Genomic DNA, 23,254 nt, shown 5'->3' with positions numbered 1-23,254 from the left:
AGGACGTAGATAGGCTGGGTGTGTAAGCGTTGCGAGACGTTGAGCTAACCAGTACTAATGAACCGTGCGGCTTAACCTGACAACACCGAAGGTGTTTTGTGGGGATTGAGAGCAAAGACAGCGTTTCAGATGAAAGACTGACCCCATAAAGACGGTCAGGCAGCTTGTTCGGGATTGAAAACAGGATTTGTCTGGCGGCAATAGCGCGGTGGTCCCACCTGACCCCATGCCGAACTCAGCAGTGAAACGCCGTAGCGCTGATGGTAGTGTGGGGTCTCCCCATGTGAGAGTAGGGAACTGCCAGACATCACTTTGACAGAGAAGCCATCCTTCACCGGATGGCTTTTTTGCATACTGGAATAGATAAAATTTATTTTCAGAGATAAAAATAAATTCATGGATATAATTATCGGGCTATTTTAAATACTGATAAAGACTATAACCTGTCACTGCCCCAGCAACATCGTACACAAAATCCTGCCAGCTCCAGCCTGTTCCAGCAGGGCGGCTATCATAAAATTCTTTTGCAGCACCAAGCCCAATCGATAGTAATAAACCAAATTGAGCACTTTCGCGATGTTTCCAATTCTGGTGATCGCCATAAGCGTTACCAGCAGCGGCTACAGCAGCAGAAAATAGAAAATGCTGGGCTTTATCCTTACCGGTCCAGGTATCATTTGCCTGGCGAATATTAGTACATGCGGTAGTGGTAGATAGGAGGGATATTACTATTAATATATTTATAAATTTATTTATTCCGGCCTTTTTCATCTTATTTTTCGCTATTATTAATTATTTAATAAATAGTAGCGTTTTGATAAATAAGATACAAAAAATCCTCTCGTGTTCTGACAAGAGAGGATTAATAAATGAGATAAATATTGATCTATGTTTACAATATTCTGCTGATCAGGCGGTCAACACGGATACGACGTAAACGGCGTATTAATTTGCGAACCTTAACGGGATAGAACTGTATACTATCCAGTTCCTGATAACTGGTAATAACCGTTGTATGAGTGCGAATAGCATCCAGCTCTAAAGAGCGTTGTTCTTGCATTTCTTTATGTGGATCGTGAATAAGAATAGCATTTTCTAAATCCAGTCCCCACGCACGTGGATTGAGATTATTTCCGGTGATCAACTGCCATTTGTTATCGACCCAGATGCCTTTTAAGTGATAGCTATTATCTTCATCTTTCCACAGCCGGATAGTCAGTTGTTGGCTATCGATAAAGTGTTGCAATCGGCTGGCGAAACGACGCAAGTTAATCTCATAGAGATAAGGCAATGCTCCGATAATCTTGAACGGTTCTTCGGGGGGGATATAAAAATCATTAGCTGTTTTGTCGCCAATGATAATTTCAATCTGTTTTCCTTGTCGCAACAACCTTGAGATAGAACGCACCAGTACTGCCGGTAAATTAAAGTAAGGAGTACAGATGACTAACTTCTCCTCGGTGCTGGCAATCAGATGGCAGATAGTTTTATTCAGCGGGTTTTTTTTACCTAATCCAACAAGCGGAGTGACTGCCAGCTCTTCATTTGAAGCCTGATTTTTAACATGATACGTTGCATTGCGTAAGTGGCCCCGAAATTGTCGGATAAAATTCTTTATTTCAAGGCTACGAGGGCGGTTTGGGCAGGCCAGATTATTGACTGCTTTGTCAGAAATAATGCTGTCATCTATATACTGCTTCATGATGGCTGCAAGCTTCGCATTATGCAGTAAATGATAACGGTCATAACGATATTTTTCATGGCGGTGCAGATAGACATTATTAATGCTGGCACCACTGTAAATTACAGTGTCGTCAAAGATAAAACCCTTTAAGTGTAAGACACCTAGCGCCTCACGGGTATTGACGGGAACGCCGAGAATGGAGATATGGGCATTCGGGTATTTTTCAGCCATAGAGCAATACCAGTCTGCATTTGTTGCAGCTGCTTGTGCGCCAATTCGGCCACGTTGCGCGCGATGCCAGTCGACCAGAATTTTGATATCCAGTTCAGGCCGTTTTTGCTTGGCTTCATATAACGCAGTTAAAATATCTTGACCGGCATCGTCATGTTCCAAATATAATGCGGCGATATAAATATACTTTTTGGCGCCTGCAATACGTTCCAACAGTGTGCTGCGAAACTCTTCAGATTGATAAAGGGTTTCAATATTAGCAACTGACTGTGGTAATTTAGGCAGTTGTGCAAGGTGTTGTTGGTGTTTTGCTTGTTTAAATTTAGACAACATCACAGTGCGATTTTTCTCTTAGTTTGGATGGTTATAATCCCATCGTAAATTTGTGAATCAAAATGATCTGGCGATGATACCACTAGTTTTGTCAATTGTGGCTAAAGTTTTAAAACAAGATTAACGATACCTTCTTCTAACTGGATATCGATGGTAAATCCCAGTTTTTTAGCCAGCCTGATCATATTGCGGTTTTCTGGCATTGTTATCGCAGTTAAGACTTGTATGCCATGTTCTTTGGCGTAATGAATGAGTTTAGCCATAAGCTGAGATCCTAACGTGATTCCTTTCAGATCCGATCGCACCAATACAGCAAATTCTGCTTCGATATTATCGGGATCAGCCATAGCACGTGCGACACCGATAATTTCTGGTTTTGTTGTCGGATGACGTATTGCGACAAAAGCCATTTCACGGTCATAGTCAATCTGAGTCATATTGGCGAGATCATCATGAGTAAATTCACTGATCTCACTAAAATAACGATAATAAAGATCTTCTTTTGTTACCTGCTCAATGAATTCTTTTAATAGCGGTTCATCTTCCGGCAGAATCGGGCGTAGTAAACAGGTAAAATCGTCTTTGATATAGATAGTTTCTTCCAGTTCATTAGGATAAGGCCGAATTGCCAGTCGATTCCGCGGATCGTCAGTGATTGGGGTTAATTCCATTGTGACATCCAGGAGTGTAAATTCACTTCCCGATGCCAGTAATGGATGAATATTCAGACGGGTGATTTGGGGGCAATCGATCAGTAAATTAGAGACCCGCACCAGCAGCTGGCTAAGTGAGGGAATATCGAGAGGCTGCAATGATGCTCCGGATTTTATTTTACCGCTCTTAATCGCCTGAATGACCAGATAACGGGCCAAAGCCATATTAAGCGGTGGCAGAGCAACAGCCGCCTGAGTTTCATTAACCCAATCTATCCCGCCTTCTCCAAGCATAATTAAAGGGCCAAAAACTTCATCCTGTTCAATGGCAATTCTCAGCTCCTGTGCACCGGCACGGTTTGCCATATTCTGCACTAATAAACCCTCAATTCTGGCTTGCGGAAAATTCTGTTTTACACGTTCAACAATGGCCTGAGCTGCTGTTCTCACTTCTTCCGCAGTACGAAGATAAAGCATGACACCCTGTACTTCTGATTTATGAGGAATATCAGGTGAGCGAAGTTTCAGCGCTACAGGATAACCAATTTTTTCGGCGATATTGACCGCATCGTCACTGGAGTGAGCAATCCATGTCGGCAACGTATTCAGCCCATAGGCTTCAAGAATAGAATGAACTTCATGAGTATCTAACTGAGTATTACCCTTATCAAGAGCCTGTTGAATGCAATCATGGGCGTGGGCCGTATTTGAAGTAATACCAATTGGCAGGGCAGGTGTTTCTTTGAGTTGTTTTTGATTACGGCGATACTCCACCATATGCATAAATGCGGTGACCGCTCCTTCAGGGGTGCGATAGGTTGGGATCCCAGCTTCGCTGAATAACCGCCTGACTTCCTGTGAAGAATATTCCCCACACCAATTCGTGAATATTGTCAGCCATTTTCCACGGGGATGTTCTTTGATAGTCCGAATAACGTTTACGGCTGTTTGCATACTGTCGGAAATTGCGCAGGGAGAATGAATCAACAATAAGGCGTCATAGCTACGGTTATCTAACAATATTTTCAGCGCGTCAATATATTGGCTCGTTGACGAAGCATCACCGAGATCCAGAGGGTTTTGTAAAATTTGTACATCCGGTAGTACACTGACTAACTTAGCAATAGTTTCTTCCTCTAAGTCAGCTAATTTACCGGTTCTTCTGATTAGTTCATCCAGTGCCATAGCGGCCGGAGCCGTGCCATTACTGACAATTAACAGGCGCTCACCGCGTAATGGCCGCATAAAACTTAGCGTCTCCACGGCAGAAAACATTTCATGGGTATCCTGTACGCGTAGCAATCCGGCTCTTTGAATTGCAGCATCATAAGCGACATCAAAATTTTGCTGTTCTCCCAGTAACTGCTGCGCTTTACGGGTACGGCTGCTTTTGACTACCAGAATTGGCTTATTGCGTGACGCGCTGCGTGAAGCGGAAAGGAAACGTCGGGCATCGCTAATATGTTCTAGATGCAGGAGAATTGCACTGGTTTTACTATCTCGCGCTAAAAAATCCAGTAGGTCATCAATATCAATATCAACGCTATCACCCAGTGCAATAAAATACGAAAAACCGATATTGCGATGGTTTGCCCAGTCCAGAATCGTGTTGGATATTGCGGCTGATTGTGAAATAAAAGCCAGTTTTCCTTTTAGAATAGGAATGGGAGAGAAACTGGCATTCAGCCCGATCCACGGAGCCAGAATACCGAGGCTGTTAGGCCCAAGGATGCGGATATGATGTTTCTGGCTGTATTGCTTCAGTTCAGCAAACTGGGATGGATGGGATGAGAGAATGATAACCGTTGTACATCCCAGCTCGGTCAGTTGGGCCAATAATGATAAGTTACGGCTGTGATGAGTACAAATAACCGCCAAATCGGGCGTTAAGGGTAGCTTGTCGATAGAAGGATAAGCCAGCACACCGAGAACAGAATTTTTATTGGGAGTGACGGGAAGGATAGGGCCGGTAAAATTTCCTGCTAACAAATTCCGCATCAGGAGCGAACTGGCTTTTTCTGGTTTCTCGGAAGCTCCGATAACGGCAATGGATTTGGGATGTAGTAGGGCTTCAAGTCCACGCTGGCTCATTTTTCGCTCCTTGGTAAGATCACGTCAATAAACAATCATCATTAGTTAAGCAATTACCATGAATAACTTTAGCCGTGATCGACAGGAATTACTGTGATTTATACCGCTGGATGATTTGATTTCCCAGCCAGATACTGTTCCCGAAAATGATTGAAATGGTTCAATAATTGTTGGGATGCTTCAAAATCATTGGCTAACTCTAACGCTGCGGCAGCGACCTCAGCAGTGCAGTGTTGCTCTTCCCTTGATGGCATTCGCAGTAAATAGTCGATTTTGGCAATGCTATTGATTGATAACAAAGGAATATCATCCAGATACGGGCTTTTGCGAAACATTTTTCTTGCTTCAGGCCAAGTGCCATCCAATATAATGAATAGCGGCGCTTTTTGTGTGTCTGGCAGTTGCTGATACACAGTTCGCGATGGCGTGGCGTAGCTATCAGGAAAAATCAGATAAGGCTGTCGGCTCGGATCACGCAATACATCAAGCATTCTTTGATCAGGCTCAGTTCTTGACCACAGAAAAGCCTGTGTATCAGGCAGAACATCTGCAATTAGCTTTCCTGTATTACTGGGTTTCATTGGCTCAGTATCAAACATGATAAGGCAAAAACGGCTGTCAGCTTTTGCGGGTGAAATATTTTCACACAGACATCTTTTTTGGGGTAATAAACAGTACGTACAACGTTTAACCCGACAGCCTCTTGCTTGAAAAGGGCGGGTAGAACGCGCAAGACGGTGTTGGCGAAGCTGATAAACGGCGTTGTTATTTCTCATTTAAGAACTCAGAAATGCTCATGTGCAAGGTCAGAAGAAAATTGACGGATATTTTAATTGATTGTCGTTGCCAGAGGTAGCTTCGGAAGCGAACATCGGGTAATCTGCGCGCCATAGAGAAGTTGGAGAAATAGATGAACGATTCCTATAGTGGTAAGAGTGGCAAAGTCAAAGTGATGTATGTCCGTAATGAGGGCAACAATGACAGCCGTAATAATAACGATCGTCGTAACAACAATGATCGCCGTAACAGCAATGATCGTCATAACAACAATAAACGCCCGTCAGGTAAAGGACGCGAGCAGGGCGGCAGACGTTACGATAATGATCGTCCTGAGCAACCAAAAGAGCGTTCCCCATGGAGAACAGTTTCCCGCTCGCCAGATGAAGAGTCAAAACCTGATCATGGCGGCATTAGTGGCAGAAGCCATATCGATCCTGAACAACTGCGTCGTCAGAGACTGGAAGAGACCCGGATTTATGGCGAAAATGCTTGTCAGGCGATGTTCCAGAATCGCCCGGATGCAATTGTGAGAGCATGGTTTGTTCAGTCAGTAACCCCGCGTTTTCGTGATGCACTGAAATGGATGGCAGCAAACCGTAAGGCTTACCATGTAGTGGATGATGAAGAATTAGCAAAAGCATCCGGTACAGAGCATCATGGTGGCGTTTGTTTTCTGATTAAAAAACGTAATGGCCTGAATGCTGAAACTTATCTGCAACAGGCTCCGGCAAAAGATTGCGTATTGGCATTAGAAAATGTCGGTAACCCGCATAACCTCGGCGCAATTATGCGTAGCTGTGCTCATTTTGGCGTACAGGGTGTGATATTGCAGGATACGACAATGCTGGAATCCGGTGCGGCAGTCCGTACTGCGGAAGGTGGTGCTGAACACGTTAAAGGTATTGATGCAGATGGTTTCACCACCGCGCTGAGCCAATTCCGTGATGCAGGTTATACCATTGTGACTACATCAAGTCATAAAGGGAGCACAAAACTGGCAGAAGCTAAACTTCCTGAAAAAATGGTTCTGGTACTGGGGCAGGAAGGTGACGGCCTGAGTGACAGCGTCTGGGAAGATGGTGATATCCGTCTCTCGATTGGTGGTACTGGTCGGGTCGAAAGCCTGAACGTTTCTGTCGCAACAGGGGTTATGCTGGCGGAATGGTGGCGTCAGAATAAAATCTGATTGTTAATAAAGAATATTATTTCTTTTATAAATAAGGCTCTGAATTTTAAATCAGAGCCTTATTCTTTTGAAAAAATAAATAACTCACCACAATTAAATTTAATAAATAATATCAACCGTAATAATTTGGTTTTAATATCACAAATATTAATTTTAAATAAAATTATTTATTTTTGAAATTTATTCAGGTTCCTTATGTTATATCTTCGAGCCTATCTTTACCCATTTCCTTCGTCTTTTGAGTTGTCTCTTTTGCTAGCTAAGGCTGCTTATCCCAATCATTCCCGGTCGCCGTAATTTATCCTGAAATGCGTTATGTATAAAACCTTTGCAGTAACATGGTTGTTAATGATAATAATTTTAATTATCATTCGCCAAAGTAAAAACATCATTGATGAACCACAGTTAATATCCGGAATTGGAGAGCGATATTCTGGCTTATATAAATTGTCACTCTATAAAGCGTGTCTCTTATGAATACAAGATGTGGTAATGGATATGAATGAAAGATTTTATTACATGATCTTGCCGTACACCGAAACTGAACTCAGCTCCTGAATTATCTAAGGAAAAATAAGTGGTTACCGTTCAGAGAAATAATCAAAAAATTGAAGAAAAAATAATAAAAATCATTTTGATAACAGGACAAAAAAAGAGTGATTAATACAATTTCTCATCGCAATCATTTAACTAAGAAAAAATTACTTTCAGTCCTAATCCTGCTGCTTATTGCAGGGAACAGTATGGTAATAGCGGAAGAAGGGCATGGGCAGAATGATAAAATTGTCGTAACAGCAGGAACTCCGGGGCATGAAGGCGTTACTGAAGACAGTGAAATGTACAATACGACTTCAATGGTGACATCAACCGGCCTGAATTTATCTGCACGTGAAACGCCACAAAGTGTCAGTGTGATGACTAAGCAACTGATGATAGATGAGAATCTGGACAGTGTAAAAAGTGCCATCGGCAGTATCACAGGCATGACAGTGAATCAGGCTGACAGCGATCGTTTTACCTTTTCATCAAGAGGGATGACGGTCAGAAATATGTTGCGTGATGGCGTACCAACCTTTTACGACATTCGCTTTAATTACGGTGATAACCTGATGGATACCATCATGTTTGACCGTCTGGAAGTTGTGCGTGGCGCTGCGGGTTTGATGGTGGGGCCGGGTACTCCATCTGCGGCAGTGAATGTGATCCGTAAACGCCCAACCACAGAATTTCGCGGTGAAGTTACTTTGGAAGGCGGTTCTTGGGATAAATGGCGAACAGGCCTTGATCTCTCCAGCTCATTAAATGAAAGCGGCACAATCAGAGGCCGTTTTGTCACAGCTTACCAGCGTTCCAACTCTTTTATTGATCGTGACAAGCACGAGAAATACCCATTCTACGGCATTATTGAAGCTGATTTGACAGACAACACTCAGCTAACTATTGGTGCTGATTATCAGGTTAACCATACCCGTGGCGGAATGTCTGGTGGTTTGCCGATTTATTTTAAAGATGGCAGTAAAACTGACTATAAACGAAGTAACAGTTATGCACCCGACTGGGCATTCTCAAAAGTCCGTTCGTCCTCTGTTTTTACCAGCTTGCAGCATAAATTTAATAATGGCTGGAGTGTAAAAGGCTCTTTCACCTATGACAACAATGCCCTTGATCAAAAAGTATTGTGGGCAACGGGTTTTCCTGATCGAGTGACGAATGAGGGAATGTATCCGGGGAGTATGACTCTAATCGATGGAACTCGCCATCAGCGCAACGTCGATTTACAAGTAAATGGTAATTATGGATTACTGAGGCGTCTTCATCACGCTAGTTTTGGTTTGAACTACCAAAAACAGAACTTCCGGAATGATTACTATAATGCCTCATGTATGCTTGAGGGAAATCCAGATTCAGATGATCAAAAGAGAACAGGAAAATGGAATGATTGTAGTTACTTAGGTGATTTTACTAAATCATCATGGGGTTATCCTGAACCAATGTGGAGTAAAAATCGTTCAATGGGTTCTGATGGCTATATTGAACAAACAGCGGGTTACGCGGTTACTCAGCTATCATTAGCCGATCCATTAACACTGATTCTTGGTGGACGTATCACAAACTGGAAAACCCGTGGTGATAATTTTGGTACACCACAGAATGGCACTTACAATAATGAATTTTTGCCATATGGTGGATTAGTTTATAATCTCACTTCAGATTTCTCCGTTTATGGTAGTTACACCAAAATTTTTGAGCCGGAAGGCCGGATTAATAGTGATAACCAACTACTGAAGCCAGTTACCGGAGAAAATTACGAATTAGGGCTGAAAGGTGTCGCTTTTGATAACGGTCTTGATTATTCTCTGGCTCTCTTCGAGATCCATCAAAATAATTACACTATCCGTGATAATTCCCCACAGAGACATCCGGCTATTCCAAAGAACTCGGTTGTTTATTCTGTCGTTAATAAAGTAAAAACCCGTGGTTTTGAATCTGAAGTCAGTGGTCAGATTACCGATAATTGGCGTATTTATGCTGGGTACACCCAGTTCCGCGCTACATTGCCTGACGGTAAACGTACCAATACAGATAAACCAAACCGTTTGTTCAAGCTATTCACGACTTATACCTTACCTGATGCCCTGAGCGACCTGACTCTTGGTGGTGGTGTTAACTGGCAGGGTAAAACACGGTTGGAGCTTAATAGCCCAGACGGAATGCGTGAAGATGGGCAACGTAGTTTTGCCACAGTTGATTTGATGGGACGCTACCATTTTACTCCGGATATTTCCCTGACTGTTAATCTGAATAATCTGTTCGACAAAAAATACTACACCTCATTTGGTAGCTACACCCAGTACTACTATGGTGAACCCCGTAATGTCTCAGCGACTTTACGTTATAAGTTCTAACTGATTAACGGACAGCGGCGATGCATCTTTATCCATTAATGTTGATACAGAAAATATGCACACATTACAAAATATGGGTCGCTGTACCGTGGGTACTGCTGGCCGGTTTATTGGCAGGTTGTGATAAGCCAGCCCCAGCAGGCGCGTTACAGGAAAATACCACTGGCTATCCTAAGACTATTACGACTGAGTTGGGAACTGCGGTAATTAACCAGCCAGCGCAACGCGTTGTAGCGCTGGGAACCGGTACTGAAGATATTTTATTAGATCTTGGCATTATTCCCGTAGGTGTTGAATCGCATCGCTGGGGTGGTGATGCAGACGGATATTTACCCTGGTTCAGGGAAGAAATAGCGCGACGCGGAGCAAAATTACCGGCGGTTATCGAAATGTATCCGGAGCTGGATATTGAGAAGATCATCAAATTAAAACCGGATCTGGTTCTGGCAACACAATCAGGTATCACACAGGAAAATTATGATCATCTGTCTCATTTTGTGCCTGTCGTTGCCTATTCACATAAACCGTGGCAGACAACACCCCGGCAACAGATCGAACTAGTCGCCCGTGCACTGGATAAAATACCACAGGGAGAAAAGCTCAGTACCGAACTGGATACTATTCTGACTCAGGCAGGAAGTACGATCCCTGATATAGACCGTTATTCTTTTGCTTATATCAAAGCAGGAACAACAGATAACACCTTATCTATTTACGTCAAAAATGATCCACGCGTAGATACCCTTGTCCATCTCGGTTTGTCCTTACTTCCACTGGCTGATTCCCTGACCGCGCCTTTTGGCAGTTTTACAGCCAACATTGGTTTGGAAAATGCGGATTTGCTTAATGATGCAGATATTCTGGTGACTTGGTATAGCAGTGAAAAAGAGCGCCAGCAGACGGAAGCACAACCTTTGTTTCGTTCAATCAGGGCGGTTCGTCAGGGAGGATATATTCCAATGACCGATCAATCTATTGTGATGTCGATGTCTTATGGCTCACCACTGAGCTTGCGTTGGGGACTACCCAAATTTATGCCATTGCTGAAACAGGAGATAGCAAAACATGAAAAACCCTAAACGGCGTAAGGTTCGTATATTGGGTTTGGTATTGATGGCTTTGCTGACCTGCCTTTGTATTGTTGCCAGCCTGAGTCTGGGATCGAAATCAATACCAATGTCAGCAGTTTGGCTGCATTACTGGCAGGGTGATCAGGGCAGCTACTATGATTTAGTCATCAATGCCCGTGAACCGCGTACTCTTATTGGCTTGATGGCCGGAGCCGGATTGGCTCTCGCGGGAGCCGTCACTCAGGGTTTGCTGCGCAATCCGTTGGGGGATCCGGGGTTATTAGGAATTAATGCGGGAGCGGCGGTTGCCGTGGTTTTTTTCTCTTTCATTCCGGTGCTAGAGGGATTCTCCCGTTTTTGGAGTGCATTTATTGGCGCGGGTTTATCAACCTTATTGTTCTATTTACTCAGCGGCGGTGCCCGTAATACTAACCCTGTACGGCTGGTTCTGACAGGTGCGGCTATCAATGCCTGCCTGTTTGCAGTTGTACAGGGAGTGGTATTGATAAATGCACAGGTAATGGACAGTTACCGTTTCTGGACTGTGGGTTCATTAAGTGCGATGTCGCTGAATGAGGCCAGTTTACTGATACCTTACCTGCTGGTGGCGGTTGTATTGACGCTTTCACTCAGTGCTTCATTAAATGTCATGGTTTTTGGGGAGGGCATTGCAGGCGCTCTCGGTGCTAACGTTGCCCGTACCCGTATTCTGTCACTATTAAGCGCCACGATGTTGGCGGCCGGAGCGACAGCAATGGCTGGCCCAATTGCTTTTATTGGTCTGGCAGCACCACATTTGATGCGGGCATGGGTAGGCAGTGATTTTCGTTGGTTGTTGCCTTACTGCCTGTTTGCCGGTCCTTGCCTATTGTTGATATCGGATGTTGTGGGACGGTTGTTGATCTCGCCTGAAGAAATTATGGTCGGCATTATTACTGCCTGTATTGGTGCTCCGTTGCTTTATCTGGTTGCTAAAAACCGGACACAAAAAATCATGGTGGAATAAAGTATGACTCAGATTTATTCACCGAGGCCAATAAGGCAACAAGCTGTCAGAACTTTTTCTCTGGGAAGAGCTATATTTATCAGCTCATCATGGCACACGAGTAAGATAATCATGCTCATTTTGCTGTTGCTGGTGGTGATTTTCTATCTGACTTTATCATCGGGTAGGGAAGGAATGGATAATCCTTTTTTGGGGACAGGAAACTCCTATCAGGAATTTATTTTATTGCAAATCCGCTTACCCAGAGCGTTGTTAGCAATAGGGGCCGGAATGGCTCTGGCACTTTCGGGAGCGCTTTTTCAGCTGACGACCCGTAACACACTTGGCAGCCCGGATATCATTGGTATCAATGCGGGGGCTGCACTGGGGATTATGGTTGCATTGCTTGTCTGGCCTGACGCATTGCCAGCCTCTGTAGGGGCAATATCCGGTGCCGGGCTTGCAGTATTGCTGGTTTACCTCGGCAATGGTGCAGGGCTTGGCAGAATGCAAACAGGTAAAATCGTGATATCCGGCGTGGCCATTGCTGCATTCTGTATGGCAATAGTTGATTTTGCTGTTTCAAATATTCGTGCTGAACAGGCCCAGCAAATACGTGCATTACTGAGTGGTAGCCTTGCCAGCAGGGGATGGCAGGATGTGGCAATTATTAGTGGATTGGTCGTTTTTACTCCTGTTTTATTTTGGTTGGGCAGGCAATTACGTTATACCCATTTTGGTGAGGATATAGCTAATACATTGGGTGTGCCCGTACGCCTTATCCAGATTATTAGTATATTACTGGCTGTTATTTTCGCTGCAATGTCAGTATTAGTGGTTGGCCCTATCTCTTTTATTGCCCTGTCTGCGCCGCAAATTGCCCGTCGGTTAGTACTTGCGAAAGGCGCGGCATTATTTTGCTCAGCTTTGGTTGGTGCTTTACTGATGCTGCTGTCCGATTTTATTACCCTAATTTTACCTACTCCGGCACGTTTACCTGTTGGTTTAGTGACTGCGGTGATTGGGGGAATCTACTTGATGTATTTACTGTATGCAGAATTAAGGAGAACACGATAATGCCATCGGATGCGAATTCCCCAGAGGTGATCTCGCGGCTTAAAGCCCAGAGCCTTTCACTGGCATACGGTAAAAAAACGATTATTGAAGATATTAACCTTGCAATCCACGATAACGAATTCAGCGTTATTATTGGCCCTAATGGGTGTGGGAAATCGACGTTGTTGCGGGCAATTAGCCGAAGTATGCAGCCACAACATGGTGAAATTCAACTTGATGGAATAAATATCCATCGTTATAAGCCAAAAGCGGTTGCACGTGAGTTGTCACTGTTAACCCAAGGGGCAATAGTGACGGAAGAGTTGACGATTTATGACCTTGTTTCCCGCGGTCGCTATGCTTATCAGACTTTCCTGTGGCAATGGTCAGAAACAGATGAACGCGTTGTCAGAGAATCCTTACAGGCTGTCGATTTATGGGATATATCGGAAAAATTTGTCAGCGAACTCTCAGGAGGTCAGCGTCAGCGTGCATGGTTTGCTATGACACTGGCACAGCAAACGCCGATTATCCTACTGGATGAGCCGACGACTTATCTGGATATTTCCCATCAGATTGAAATGCTTGATTTATGCCAACGCTTACATCAGCAGGGAAAAACATTGGTATTGGTTTTACACGATATTAATTTAGCCCTGCGTTATGCCACACGGTTGATCATGATGAAGAATGGTCATATTTATGCGGAAGGAAAGCCTGAAGAAATCATCACAGAGCAGAGTATTGCCGATGTATTTGGTCTGGCATGCCGAATTATCCGTGATCCAGAATCCGATAAGCCATTAATTATTCCGAGATATAATGGAAGGGTGTAGAATGACTCAGATAACGTCAGAAATAGATGTTAATAATATTGTTGGTTTATTCGACAGCGCATTCAGCCATTTTAATTCATCGATGAAAGTGAATGCGGAAAATATTCCAGAAGGCAGCATGGTATTTCATCAATGGTCGAATGAAAAAGAATTTTTACCATTAATGCAACGTTACCAGAATGAATATTATGCAAAGAGTGATCAGAAGCCGAATAGTAAAGGGCTTTATTCTTTATGGGCGCAGTGGTATTTTGGCATAGTTGTTCCGCCGCTGATGCTAATATTGCTGGAATACCCTCAAGCAGCAGATGCTGATTATAATCTTTTTCAGGTTGAATTTCATGAAAGCGGCCGGCCTAATATGGTTTACTATCAATTAACCTGGATGGATGAGCCTATATCTTTACTGGATCGCTATTATGCTTTATTGGATCGCCATATTATTCCGGTCTGTGAAAAAATTGAATCTTATAAAGGGATTAATGGGCGTTTGCTATGGAATAATATTGGTTATGTGATGTATTGGTATTTAAGTAACTTCAAAGAAAGAATGAGTGATGAACAATATCAAATATTGGTCAATAATCTTTTCTTTGAAGCAAAATTACCTGATGGCAGAGATAATCCATTATATCGTACAGTGATATTAAGAAATAATATTATACAGCGTCGCTGTTGTTGCCAACGGAATAAATTACCGGGAGTAGGGAACTGTCGTGATTGCCCACTTGAAATTGGTTAATAAATAGGAGGTGTTATGCAAGTAATCCATTTCCGGGAAAAACGGATTGAAAAAGATCAATTTCGTGGTCAGGTGGTTAAAAATACGCATTTCTTTAATTGTGATTTCTCATATGCTGATTTAACAGACAGCCAGTTTATTGATTGCTTATTTTATGAATCCAAAAATCAGCTGAGCTGTAATTTTAAACACGCTATTTTGAAAGATGCCAGTTTTAAAAATTGTGACTTATCGATGGTGGATTTCAGATATGCCAATGCACTGGGGATAGAAATTTGTGGATGTCGGTTGCAAGGCGCTGATTTTCGTGGTGTGAGTTTTATGAATATCGTAAGTCCCACAATTCGGTTTTGTTCAGCCTATATCACCAAAAGTAACTTAAGCTATGCAAATTTGTCTGATGTGGTACTCGAAAAATGTGAACTATGGGAAAATCGATGGCATGGTACTCATATTTTAGGGGCAACGTTCAGTGGCTCAGATCTGTCTGGTGGGGAATTTACAGCTTTTGACTGGTATGCAGCAAACTTTACTCATTGTGATTTAACCAATTCTATTTTGGGTGAAATTGATATACGGCGAGTGGATTTTCAGGGGGTTAAACTAGAATCCTCTCAGGTTGCTGAAATCATGGAACAGCTCGGCATTGTGGTTATTGGCTAGCAGCAGGATGCATGTCAGGCGGTCAATCACGGCAATACATCCGAAACAGTCTGGCTAAATGCTCTCCGGCGGGGGTTAAATTGGTATCTTTACGACGGATCAGACAAAACATGGCTAATGGAAGCTGTTCTTTAAGGTCTAAGGCGACAAATTGCTGATGAAACAGTACATCATCTGCTAAATCGACAGCGACGATGGTCACAAAATCACTTTTGGCAACGAGGCTCATGCAAGACATCAATGTTTCGCACGTGACGCTGAAGACAGGAGGCTTCTCCATTAATGAAAGCCTTTCGAATAAACTGCGATAATAGGTACCTTTTGGTGTTGGCATGGTCCAGTTGCAATCAGATAGCTCTTCTAGAGAGGTCGCATGCTGTTTGGGGTGCCCTTTACGCACAATCACTTTGTACTCTTTTTCCATTAACCTCTCAAAGCTGAGGTCTGCATCTGTATTCTCGGGATAATAGGTATTCACAGAGAAATCCAGTTCACCTTGTCTGAGTTGGGGTAGCATAGCCAATAACTGCCCTTCAACAATACGCAATTTGACGGTGGGATAATTGCGATGAAATTGTGTAATGATTTTTGGCATGATTGTGCGGACAATACAGCCAGCAACGCCAATATTGATGACACCACCGAGTAATCCAATACGTTGCTGAATATCTTCTTGAGCAATTCTCAACTCTTCAAGTATCAAGCTGGCACGTAATAAAAAACTTTGCCCGCACTCCGTTAAATGAATGCCCTGATTACTGCGTATAAATAATTTTGCCCCCAGTGAATCTTCCAATTCACGAACGGATTTTGTCAAAGCAGGTTGCGAAAGTGACAAGGATCGGCTTGCTGCTCGAATACTGCCATAGCGGCTAATTTCAACAAAAGCCCGTAACTGATTGAGTTTTATTGGCATCACTATTTTCTCTTTTGCGATAACTATTAGTTATATAGATGAAGTTAATTGTATCTCATTTAAGCAGCGCCTCTTGTCTACATTAATTAAAAACAAACTACTGATGTGATAACTAAAAGGGATAGGCATATGCAAACTTTATTGAATGAATCTATTCGGCAAATTGCCGGACAACTACAAAACTGGCGTCGTGATTTTCACCATTTCGCTGAGTCAGGCTGGTTTGAATTCAGAACCGCGACCCTTGTTGCTGATGAGCTACACCGGTTAGGTTATAGCCTGAAAATGGGGAAGGAGGTGATTAAAGCCGATGCGAGAATGGGGCTGCCTTCAGTACAGGCATTACAGGAACAAGAACAGCGTGCCATCCAACAGGGTGCGAAGGTGGAATGGTTGCCGCATTTTTCCGGTGGTTTTACTGGCATTGTCGCAACACTGGATACCGGAAAAGCAGGTCCGACACTGGCATTCCGGGTTGATATGGATGCACTTGATTTGAATGAAGATCAGACCCATGTTCATCGCCCTTATGCTGAAGATTTTTATTCCTGTAATGCGCATATGATGCATGCCTGCGGCCATGATGGTCACACAGCTATCGGGCTCGGACTCGCGCGTATATTGAAACAATATGAAAATCGGCTCACAGGGAAAATCAAACTGATATTTCAGCCGGCAGAAGAAGGGACAAGAGGGGCAAAATCAATGGTCGAGGCCGGGGTTGTTGATGATGTTGATTTTTTTATCGCCATCCATATTGGTCTCGGTATACCTATGGGAGAATTAGTTTGTGGTAAAGATAGTTTTCTGGCGACGACCAAAATTGATGTCACTTATCGCGGGGCGGCTTCTCATGCGGGCGGAAAGCCGGAAGAAGGAAAAAATGCTTTGTTGGCTGCGGCTCAGGCTACTGTAGGACTGCATGCAATTTCTCATCACAGCAAAGGTATTTCGCGTATTAATGTTGGCGTATTACAGGCTGGTACCGGCCGTAATGTTATTCCTGACTACGCATTAATGAAAGTGGAAACCCGTGGTGAAACGAATGAAATCAACGAATTTATCTACGGTCATGCCCTTGGTGTTATCGAAGGCGCAGCAAAAATGCAGAATGTGGAGTATGAAATCGAGCTAATGGGGGCAGCGCAAAGCAGTAAACCCAGTCCGGCATGGGTCGATTTTATTTATCAGCAGGCTCAACAGCATGTTCCTGAACTTTCATCTGTTGTTAAAAGCGGTCGTCAATCCGTGGGCTCAGAAGATGCAACTTATTTTATGGAGCGGGTTAAAGCAAACGGAGGTCTGGCTTCTTACCTTATTTTCGGTACTGAACTTAGTGCAGGCCATCATCATGGTCAGTTTGATTTTAATGAAGATGTACTGGCAATTGCAGTGAAAACACTGGCAACAATCACCATTAACCTACCTGATTTTGACGCCGAGCGTCACCAATAACGCTTATTAGGCTTGTCTGTTCAAGGCAAACCTGCATCCAGCCATAACCGCATACAACATAACAATGTCAGCAAATGAAGAGGAAAAACTATGAATCAGGCCTCTCTATCTGTAAATAAGAGTCCGGGATATATTTTGGGATGGATTGAAAAAGTAGGAAATAAAATTCCGAATCCTTTTGTTTTATTTATCTATCTGATTGCCGTGTTAATGATTGCGACTGCTATTTTATCTTGGTTTGATTTGGCGGTAAAAAACCCGATAGATGGAGAAATGGTCAGGGTTAAAAATTTACTCAGTGCTGAGGGAATACAATGGATTCTGCCTAATATTGTAAAAAATTTCAGTAGTTTTACCCCTCTCGGAGCTATTCTGGCGCTGGTCATTGGTGCCGGTCTGGCTGACAAAGTCGGTTTGTTAAGAGCTCTGATGTATAAAATGGCGGCGGGTATCAATAAACGTTATGCCAGTTATATGGTGTTGTTTATCGCCTTTTTTAGCCATATTTCGTCGGATGCTGCACTTGTTGTGATGCCTCCGTTGGGAGCACTGATGTTTATTGCCGTTGGGCGGCATCCAGTGGCAGGATTACTGGCTGCAATTGCGGGGGTAGGATCAGGATTTACGGCAAATATCTTGATTGTCACAACTGATGTTCTGCTGTCTGGCATCAGCACGGAAGCGGCTAAAATGTTTGATCCTAACCTGCATGTCAGTGTCATTGATAATTGGTATTTTATGGCAACATCCGTGATTGTACTGACAATTGCGGGAGCAATTCTGACGGATAAGTTTATTGAGCCGCGTTTACCTGCCTGGGAAGGAAATAACGAGGAAAAATTAGAAAAACTCACGCCACAACAAAACCGCGGGTTGTTAATGACCGGATTGTCGGCCCTGATTTTCATCGGTATTGTTGGGCTGATGGTGGTTCCTGAAAATGCGTTGTTGCGGGATCCTCTGACGGGGTCAGTCCTTCCGTCACCTTTTATAAAAGGGATTGTGCCACTGATTATTCTGTTTTTCTTTGTAGTCTCCATTACATATGGTGTTTTTACCAAACAAATAAAAACACCTAACGATATTCCTGAGTTACTCGTTGACCCGATGAAAAGCATGGCGGGTTTCATTGTGATGGTTTTCCCTTTGGCTCAGTTTGTTGCTTTCTTTAATTGGAGCCATATGGGGAAATTTATGGCCATTGGCATCACTGGTTTGCTGGAAACTCTGGGGCTGACTGGCGCGCCTGCTTTTATCGGACTGATGTTTTTATCTTCCTTTTTGTGCATGTTTATTGCGAGTGGTTCAGCCATTTGGTCGATTCTTGCGCCTATCTTTGTGCCGATGTTTATTTTACTTGGCTTTCATCCTGCTTTTGCGCAGATCATCTTTCGCATTTCTGACTCTGCTGTATTCCCTTTGGCACCGATGTCACCTTTTCTGCCTCTCTTTTTAGGATTTCTCCAGCGTTATTATAAAAATGCCCGCTTAGGCACTTACTATACGCTGGTACTGCCTTATCCTCTGGTATTTTTTATCGTCTGGATGTTGTTGCTTATCGGATGGTATTTTACTGGATTACCCATCGGGCCGGGTATTTATCCAATATTAAATTAATGACTAATATGTAGTGGTTCTAACTTAATCTGATCTCCATTGAGAGGCTTCGTCCTCTCATTTATCCTCAGTAAAATAACCCTCCCACTCTATTTATTCCTGTTATTCCTGAATTCGGAAAAGAGTAATTATTCATTTTTTATATAGGGCATTTTATTTTAAATGGCGCGTTTATTTTGAACGGGGTGTTTGTTTTTGAAAGTATGATTTGTTTTTAATGGGGAGATATATTTTAAAGTCTGCAATGTTGCAGGGTTTATTTATATTACGCCTTGTTGTTGTTAATAAATGCTATCCAGACGTTATCAAAACACTCATTATTATTTATGCCCACATTCATTTCGTGAGTTATTCCTCTGGTTTTCGATGTGATAGCTATTTTATTACGCCTGTTTCTAAATTTTACTGTCGTGGTTTGAAGCATGACTCACACTTAATAAAGAATATAAAAGTATACGAGGAAGGTGGTATGTTCTTAAGTAAAGAATCGTTCAGTGACGAGGAGTGGAACGATCCCAAGTTTCAGTTACGTAACTTAATTAAAACATCTGAGGGGCTGGAAAAATGGGTGGCATTAACTGACGGAGAAAGAAAAGCCATAGAAGCAGTTAAAGGAAAATATCTGTGGCAGAGCACTCCGTATTATGCTTCGCTTATGGACAAACATGATGAGAATTGCCCCATTCGATTACAGACTATTCCTCATTTAAGAGAAATGAACGTAGCGGAAAACTCTGATAACGATCCGGTAGGAGATACAGCTAACCTCAAAACAGCCAGAGTAGTACATAAATATCCGAATAGAATTGTTTTGCTGGTTTCCGATACTTGCCCTGTCTATTGTCGCCATTGTACGCGAAAGTTTCATACCACAGATGTCAGTGGCACCTATTTTGGTTCCGATCTTGCCGCATCTTATGAAGAAGACTTCGCTTATATTGAGAGCCACCCCGAAATTGATGATGTTCTGCTGACGGGCGGTGATCCCTTAATACATTATGATAAGTTTCTTGAGGCGATCATTAAGAGACTGAGAAGCATCAGTCACATTAATATTATCCGTATCGGAACCCGTTATCCCGTATTTGCTCCTCAAAGAGTGACAGAAAAATTCTGCCAGATGCTGGAAAAGTACCATCCTATCTGGGTTAACACACATTTTAATCACCCGAAAGAAGTGACCGAAGAAGCGGCCGCTGCCTGTGATCGATTACTGAGGCATGGTATCCCTGTGCAAAACCAGTCCGTTTTATTAAAAGGGATCAACGACGATGTAGAAACGATGCGGTCACTACTCAAGGCGCTTTTGAGGATCAGAGTTCGTCCTTATTACTTGTACCATTGCGATAACGTATCCGGTGTTTCTCACTTCATGACCACTCTGGAGAAGGGACAGGAAATTATGGATGCAATGGTAGGGTTCGAGACCGGTTTTAGCGTGCCGCAGTATGTCGTTACAACGACATTAGGCAAATTACCTGTTAACCGGGCACATGTTACCGCTCATGAAGATGGTCGTGTGACGGCGAGGAATTATAAACAGGATTCTTTGGATATTACTGAATATATCAAGCCACCCTCAGATTTGAATGATTATTCCTCTGAATATCGTAATAGTGAAATGATTCCCTCTAAGACTGTCGATTTATAAAAAGAGCGATCTGGAGACTATCGGTTTTTAAAACGAAAGATTAAGCATTGTCATATTAATTAACTCGGATATTCATAATGATACAAGAGAATCTTTTTTCATCCCGCATTGCTGGTAGAGCAAAGAATATTAATGCCTCAGTAACGGTAGGGCTGGCAGATATCGTTGCTAAATTGAAAAGTGAAGGTCGTGACATTATTGGATTGAATGAAGGTGAGCTGGATTTCAGTACTGGGGCTACGATTGTTAATGAGACCATCCGGGCATTGATAGATGGCAGGACACGTTATAGCTGGCTCAACGGTGAACCTGAATTAAGAGAAAAAATCTGCCAAAAAGTATTTGAAGATAACCGGATTAAGGCGACGCCTGAAAATATCATCGTAACCAATGGCTCCAAACAAGTTATTTATGAAATATTACAGACAGTCATTAACCCCGGTGATGAAGTCATTATTCCTGTGCCCTGTTGGGCAACATACCTTGAAGCGGTCAAATTAGCCGGCGGGAAAGCGGTATTAATTGAAAATATTGGTGTTGATCTGGATGTTGAAAAAATAAAACAGGCTATTACCGGCAATACCAAACTTATCATTATCAATACGCCGAATAATCCGACCGGGGCTGTTTACTCGAAAGCTGCATTACAGACCCTGTGCCAATTCGTCAAAGAAAAACAGATTTTCATGTTATCTGATGAAGCCTATGAACAAATTGTCTTTGATAGTGAACATCATAGTCTGGCTGCCATTGATGACAATGAATACATAATCACGGTGCAAACATTTTCAAAAAGCTTTGCCATGACGGGCTACCGTATTGGTTACATGATAGCCCACCCTGAATTAATCAACAGAGTCTCTGACCTGCATGGTCATATGACCGATAATGTCTGCACTTTTGCCCAGTATGGTGCAATTGCCTCGCTCGAAATGCCCAAAGATTTTTATCAGGAAAGGTTAGATATACTCAAACAACGCCGGGATCGGGCATACCGATATACCCGCGAACTTTTCGATTGTGAGCTTCCTGCTGGCGCATTTTATCTGTTCCCCAATGTTGAAAAATACCTCAATGATCGTTGTCGTGATGCCACTCAATTCTGTGAATATCTGCTCACTCATGCAGGGGTAGCCCTGATCCCGGCAGAAGCCTGTCTGTATCGTGGACACGTACGAGTTTCTTTTGCAGCGCCCATGGATGCCATTGAACAGGGGTTTGAACGGATAGCAAACGTATTGCGCTATACACAATGAATTTCAGGATGCATCGCGGCGGCAAGGGGGAGAGTTCCCGGGAGCATAGATATCTATGTGACCGGGGTGAGCGAGCGCAGCCAACAAAGAGGCAACTTGAAAGACGAAGTGTATAATTAATGACCACAAGGATTAACAATAATGAACCAAGCGATATATTCCATTGAATTGTCTAATTCAGAAGTTGATGAGATTCAGGCTCTCATCGCAAATTTACAAGAACGTTATCACTCTACTGATGATCAGGCATTTGTTCGCAGCTTGCCGGAATGGGTCGAGTCATTGCCCACCCGATTACGTATTGAAGTTAAAAAATTCCGCCATCAAGGTTACCCGCTAGCTGTTATAAAGGGATACCCCGATATGTCCGAGTCGATGGGGGCAACACCAAACCACTGGAAGGATGTTTCCAATACGAACGGTCATTATGATTACTACTGTTGTTTGATGTCGAGCTTATGCGGTGATGTAGTCGGTTTTTCCGATTTACAAGGCGGAAAATTGGTGCAGGAAATCTTCCCAATCCAGCAGGATGCCGGAAAGCAATTAGGCACGGGTTCTGTCGATCTATTACTGCATACCGAAGATACCTCGCTGGACTATCGTGCGGATTACCTCGGTTTCATGTGTATCCGCAATATTTACCGTATCCCCACCAGCGTGTCAGTTCCCGATTTCTCTAAACTCAGTGAAAAAACAGTCACTATTCTCAAGAAAAACAAATTCCGTATTTTTAACGATCGTCCGTGTTTGTCAAAAGAAGAGCGGGATGAAAATTATACGGTTTGTCCTGTCCTGACGGGCAGCGGTGATCATATTCATATGCGCTATGACCCTCTGTATATGGATAAAGCCGCGTTGGATACCGAAGAACTTGAGGCAGTGGCTGAACTGGAGGCATTAGCTGAATCGGCGGTATTTGATCTGGTTTTAAGCCCCGGTGAAATTGCCTTTATCGATAATTACCGTTGTGCTCATGGCCGTAAAGCGTACCAACCCAGATATGACGGCACTGATCGCTGGCTGAAGCGTACCCAGATTTTAACGAGATTACGGGATTTTAAACACCTGTCGTTACCCGACCGCATCAACGTGTTGCCTTAAATTTTTACCTTAAGTCTAAGTACTGAGGTGAATTTTTGC

General features: G+C 43.1%; 18 protein-coding genes and 1 rRNA gene. 14 read left to right on the top strand and 5 right to left on the bottom strand.

All coding sequences use genetic code 11. The features are described from left to right. Positions 1 to 190 precede the first annotated feature (190 nt). Positions 191 to 306: ribosomal RNA gene (gene rrf / locus Xsto_RS08250) — 5S ribosomal RNA — on the top strand. A 108-nt stretch (positions 307 to 414) separates the two neighbouring features. On the opposite strand, the gene Xsto_RS08245 is transcribed toward rrf, so the two are convergent. From Xsto_RS08245 to Xsto_RS08230, 4 genes are all read right to left on the bottom strand, one after another. Continuing rightward, positions 415 to 771 carry a YfiM family lipoprotein gene (locus Xsto_RS08245; protein WP_099124736.1) on the bottom strand — a complete coding sequence of 119 codons (357 nt, stop codon included), beginning with the start codon at positions 769 to 771 and terminating at the stop codon, positions 415 to 417. 121 nt (positions 772 to 892) lie between these two features. After that, positions 893 to 2,248, bottom strand: a complete 1,356-nt coding sequence (pssA, locus tag Xsto_RS08240) for a CDP-diacylglycerol--serine O-phosphatidyltransferase (RefSeq protein WP_099124735.1) — start codon at positions 2,246 to 2,248, stop codon at positions 893 to 895. Between the two features lie 101 nt (positions 2,249 to 2,349). Next, positions 2,350 to 4,992 carry a bifunctional acetate--CoA ligase family protein/GNAT family N-acetyltransferase gene (locus Xsto_RS08235; RefSeq protein ID WP_099124734.1) on the bottom strand — a complete coding sequence of 881 codons (2,643 nt, stop codon included), beginning with the start codon at positions 4,990 to 4,992 and terminating at the stop codon, positions 2,350 to 2,352. 98 nt (positions 4,993 to 5,090) lie between these two features. Then, positions 5,091 to 5,768 carry a tRNA-uridine aminocarboxypropyltransferase gene (locus Xsto_RS08230; protein WP_099124733.1) on the bottom strand — a complete coding sequence of 226 codons (678 nt, stop codon included), beginning with the start codon at positions 5,766 to 5,768 and terminating at the stop codon, positions 5,091 to 5,093. Between the two features lie 134 nt (positions 5,769 to 5,902). Between Xsto_RS08230 and Xsto_RS08225 the strand changes: the two genes are divergently transcribed. The 8 genes from Xsto_RS08225 (at position 5,903) to Xsto_RS08190 (ending at position 15,216) form a co-directional block, all read left to right on the top strand. Then, positions 5,903 to 6,958 carry a tRNA/rRNA methyltransferase gene (locus Xsto_RS08225; RefSeq protein ID WP_099124732.1) on the top strand — a complete coding sequence of 352 codons (1,056 nt, stop codon included), beginning with the start codon at positions 5,903 to 5,905 and terminating at the stop codon, positions 6,956 to 6,958. 656 nt (positions 6,959 to 7,614) lie between these two features. Further along, a complete protein-coding gene (locus Xsto_RS08220) occupies positions 7,615 to 9,864 on the top strand; it encodes a TonB-dependent siderophore receptor (protein WP_099124731.1) in 2,250 nt (749 codons plus the stop codon). Positions 9,865 to 9,884: 20 nt separating this feature from the next. Continuing rightward, the gene (locus Xsto_RS08215; protein WP_244590357.1) at positions 9,885 to 10,943 is read left to right on the top strand and encodes an iron-siderophore ABC transporter substrate-binding protein; all 1,059 of its coding nucleotides are present in this window, start codon (positions 9,885 to 9,887) and stop codon (positions 10,941 to 10,943) included. Then, a complete protein-coding gene (locus Xsto_RS08210; RefSeq protein WP_099124730.1) occupies positions 10,930 to 11,940 on the top strand; it encodes a FecCD family ABC transporter permease in 1,011 nt (336 codons plus the stop codon). The genes Xsto_RS08215 and Xsto_RS08210 overlap by 14 nt, the downstream gene beginning before the upstream one ends. 3 nt (positions 11,941 to 11,943) lie before the next feature. Then, positions 11,944 to 12,996: a FecCD family ABC transporter permease gene (locus Xsto_RS08205; protein ID WP_099124729.1), complete on the top strand. Its 1,053-nt coding sequence runs from the start codon at positions 11,944 to 11,946 to the stop codon at positions 12,994 to 12,996. Beyond that, on the top strand, positions 12,996 to 13,811 hold the full coding sequence (locus Xsto_RS08200; RefSeq protein WP_099124728.1) for an ABC transporter ATP-binding protein: 816 nt from the start codon (positions 12,996 to 12,998) through the stop codon (positions 13,809 to 13,811). Before Xsto_RS08205 ends, Xsto_RS08200 begins: the two co-directional genes overlap by 1 nt. 1 nt (position 13,812) lies before the next feature. After that, positions 13,813 to 14,553: a siderophore-iron reductase FhuF gene (gene fhuF / locus Xsto_RS08195; RefSeq protein ID WP_244590356.1), complete on the top strand. Its 741-nt coding sequence runs from the start codon at positions 13,813 to 13,815 to the stop codon at positions 14,551 to 14,553. 15 nt (positions 14,554 to 14,568) lie between these two features. After that, a complete protein-coding gene (locus Xsto_RS08190; protein ID WP_099111922.1) occupies positions 14,569 to 15,216 on the top strand; it encodes a Qnr family pentapeptide repeat protein in 648 nt (215 codons plus the stop codon). Between the two features lie 22 nt (positions 15,217 to 15,238). Here Xsto_RS08190 and Xsto_RS08185 read toward each other — a convergent pair whose 3' ends face one another. Continuing rightward, a complete protein-coding gene (locus tag Xsto_RS08185; protein ID WP_169926609.1) occupies positions 15,239 to 16,132 on the bottom strand; it encodes a LysR family transcriptional regulator in 894 nt (297 codons plus the stop codon). A gap of 129 nt (positions 16,133 to 16,261) precedes the next feature. Here Xsto_RS08185 and Xsto_RS08180 point away from each other — a divergent pair, with 129 nt between their 5' ends. The 5 genes from Xsto_RS08180 (at position 16,262) to Xsto_RS08160 (ending at position 23,215) form a co-directional block, all read left to right on the top strand. After that, entirely contained in the window at positions 16,262 to 17,587 is a 1,326-nt protein-coding gene (locus Xsto_RS08180) for a M20 family metallo-hydrolase (RefSeq protein WP_099111924.1), read from the top strand. Positions 17,588 to 17,677: 90 nt separating this feature from the next. Next, positions 17,678 to 19,204: a p-aminobenzoyl-glutamate transporter gene (gene abgT / locus Xsto_RS08175; protein ID WP_099124726.1), complete on the top strand. Its 1,527-nt coding sequence runs from the start codon at positions 17,678 to 17,680 to the stop codon at positions 19,202 to 19,204. Between the two features lie 469 nt (positions 19,205 to 19,673). After that, a complete protein-coding gene (blsG, locus tag Xsto_RS08170; RefSeq protein ID WP_099124725.1) occupies positions 19,674 to 20,855 on the top strand; it encodes an arginine 2,3-aminomutase in 1,182 nt (393 codons plus the stop codon). A gap of 77 nt (positions 20,856 to 20,932) precedes the next feature. Then, on the top strand, positions 20,933 to 22,111 hold the full coding sequence (locus Xsto_RS08165) for a pyridoxal phosphate-dependent aminotransferase (RefSeq protein WP_099124724.1): 1,179 nt from the start codon (positions 20,933 to 20,935) through the stop codon (positions 22,109 to 22,111). Positions 22,112 to 22,252: 141 nt separating this feature from the next. Then, positions 22,253 to 23,215: a TauD/TfdA family dioxygenase gene (locus Xsto_RS08160; RefSeq protein ID WP_099124723.1), complete on the top strand. Its 963-nt coding sequence runs from the start codon at positions 22,253 to 22,255 to the stop codon at positions 23,213 to 23,215. Positions 23,216 to 23,254 lie beyond the last annotated feature (39 nt).

Origin of the sequence: Xenorhabdus stockiae, from assembly GCF_002632825.1 — a bacterium.
Taxonomy (GTDB): Bacteria; Pseudomonadota; Gammaproteobacteria; order Enterobacterales; family Enterobacteriaceae; genus Xenorhabdus; species Xenorhabdus stockiae.
This window is presented reverse-complemented; position numbering and strand designations above follow the sequence as displayed.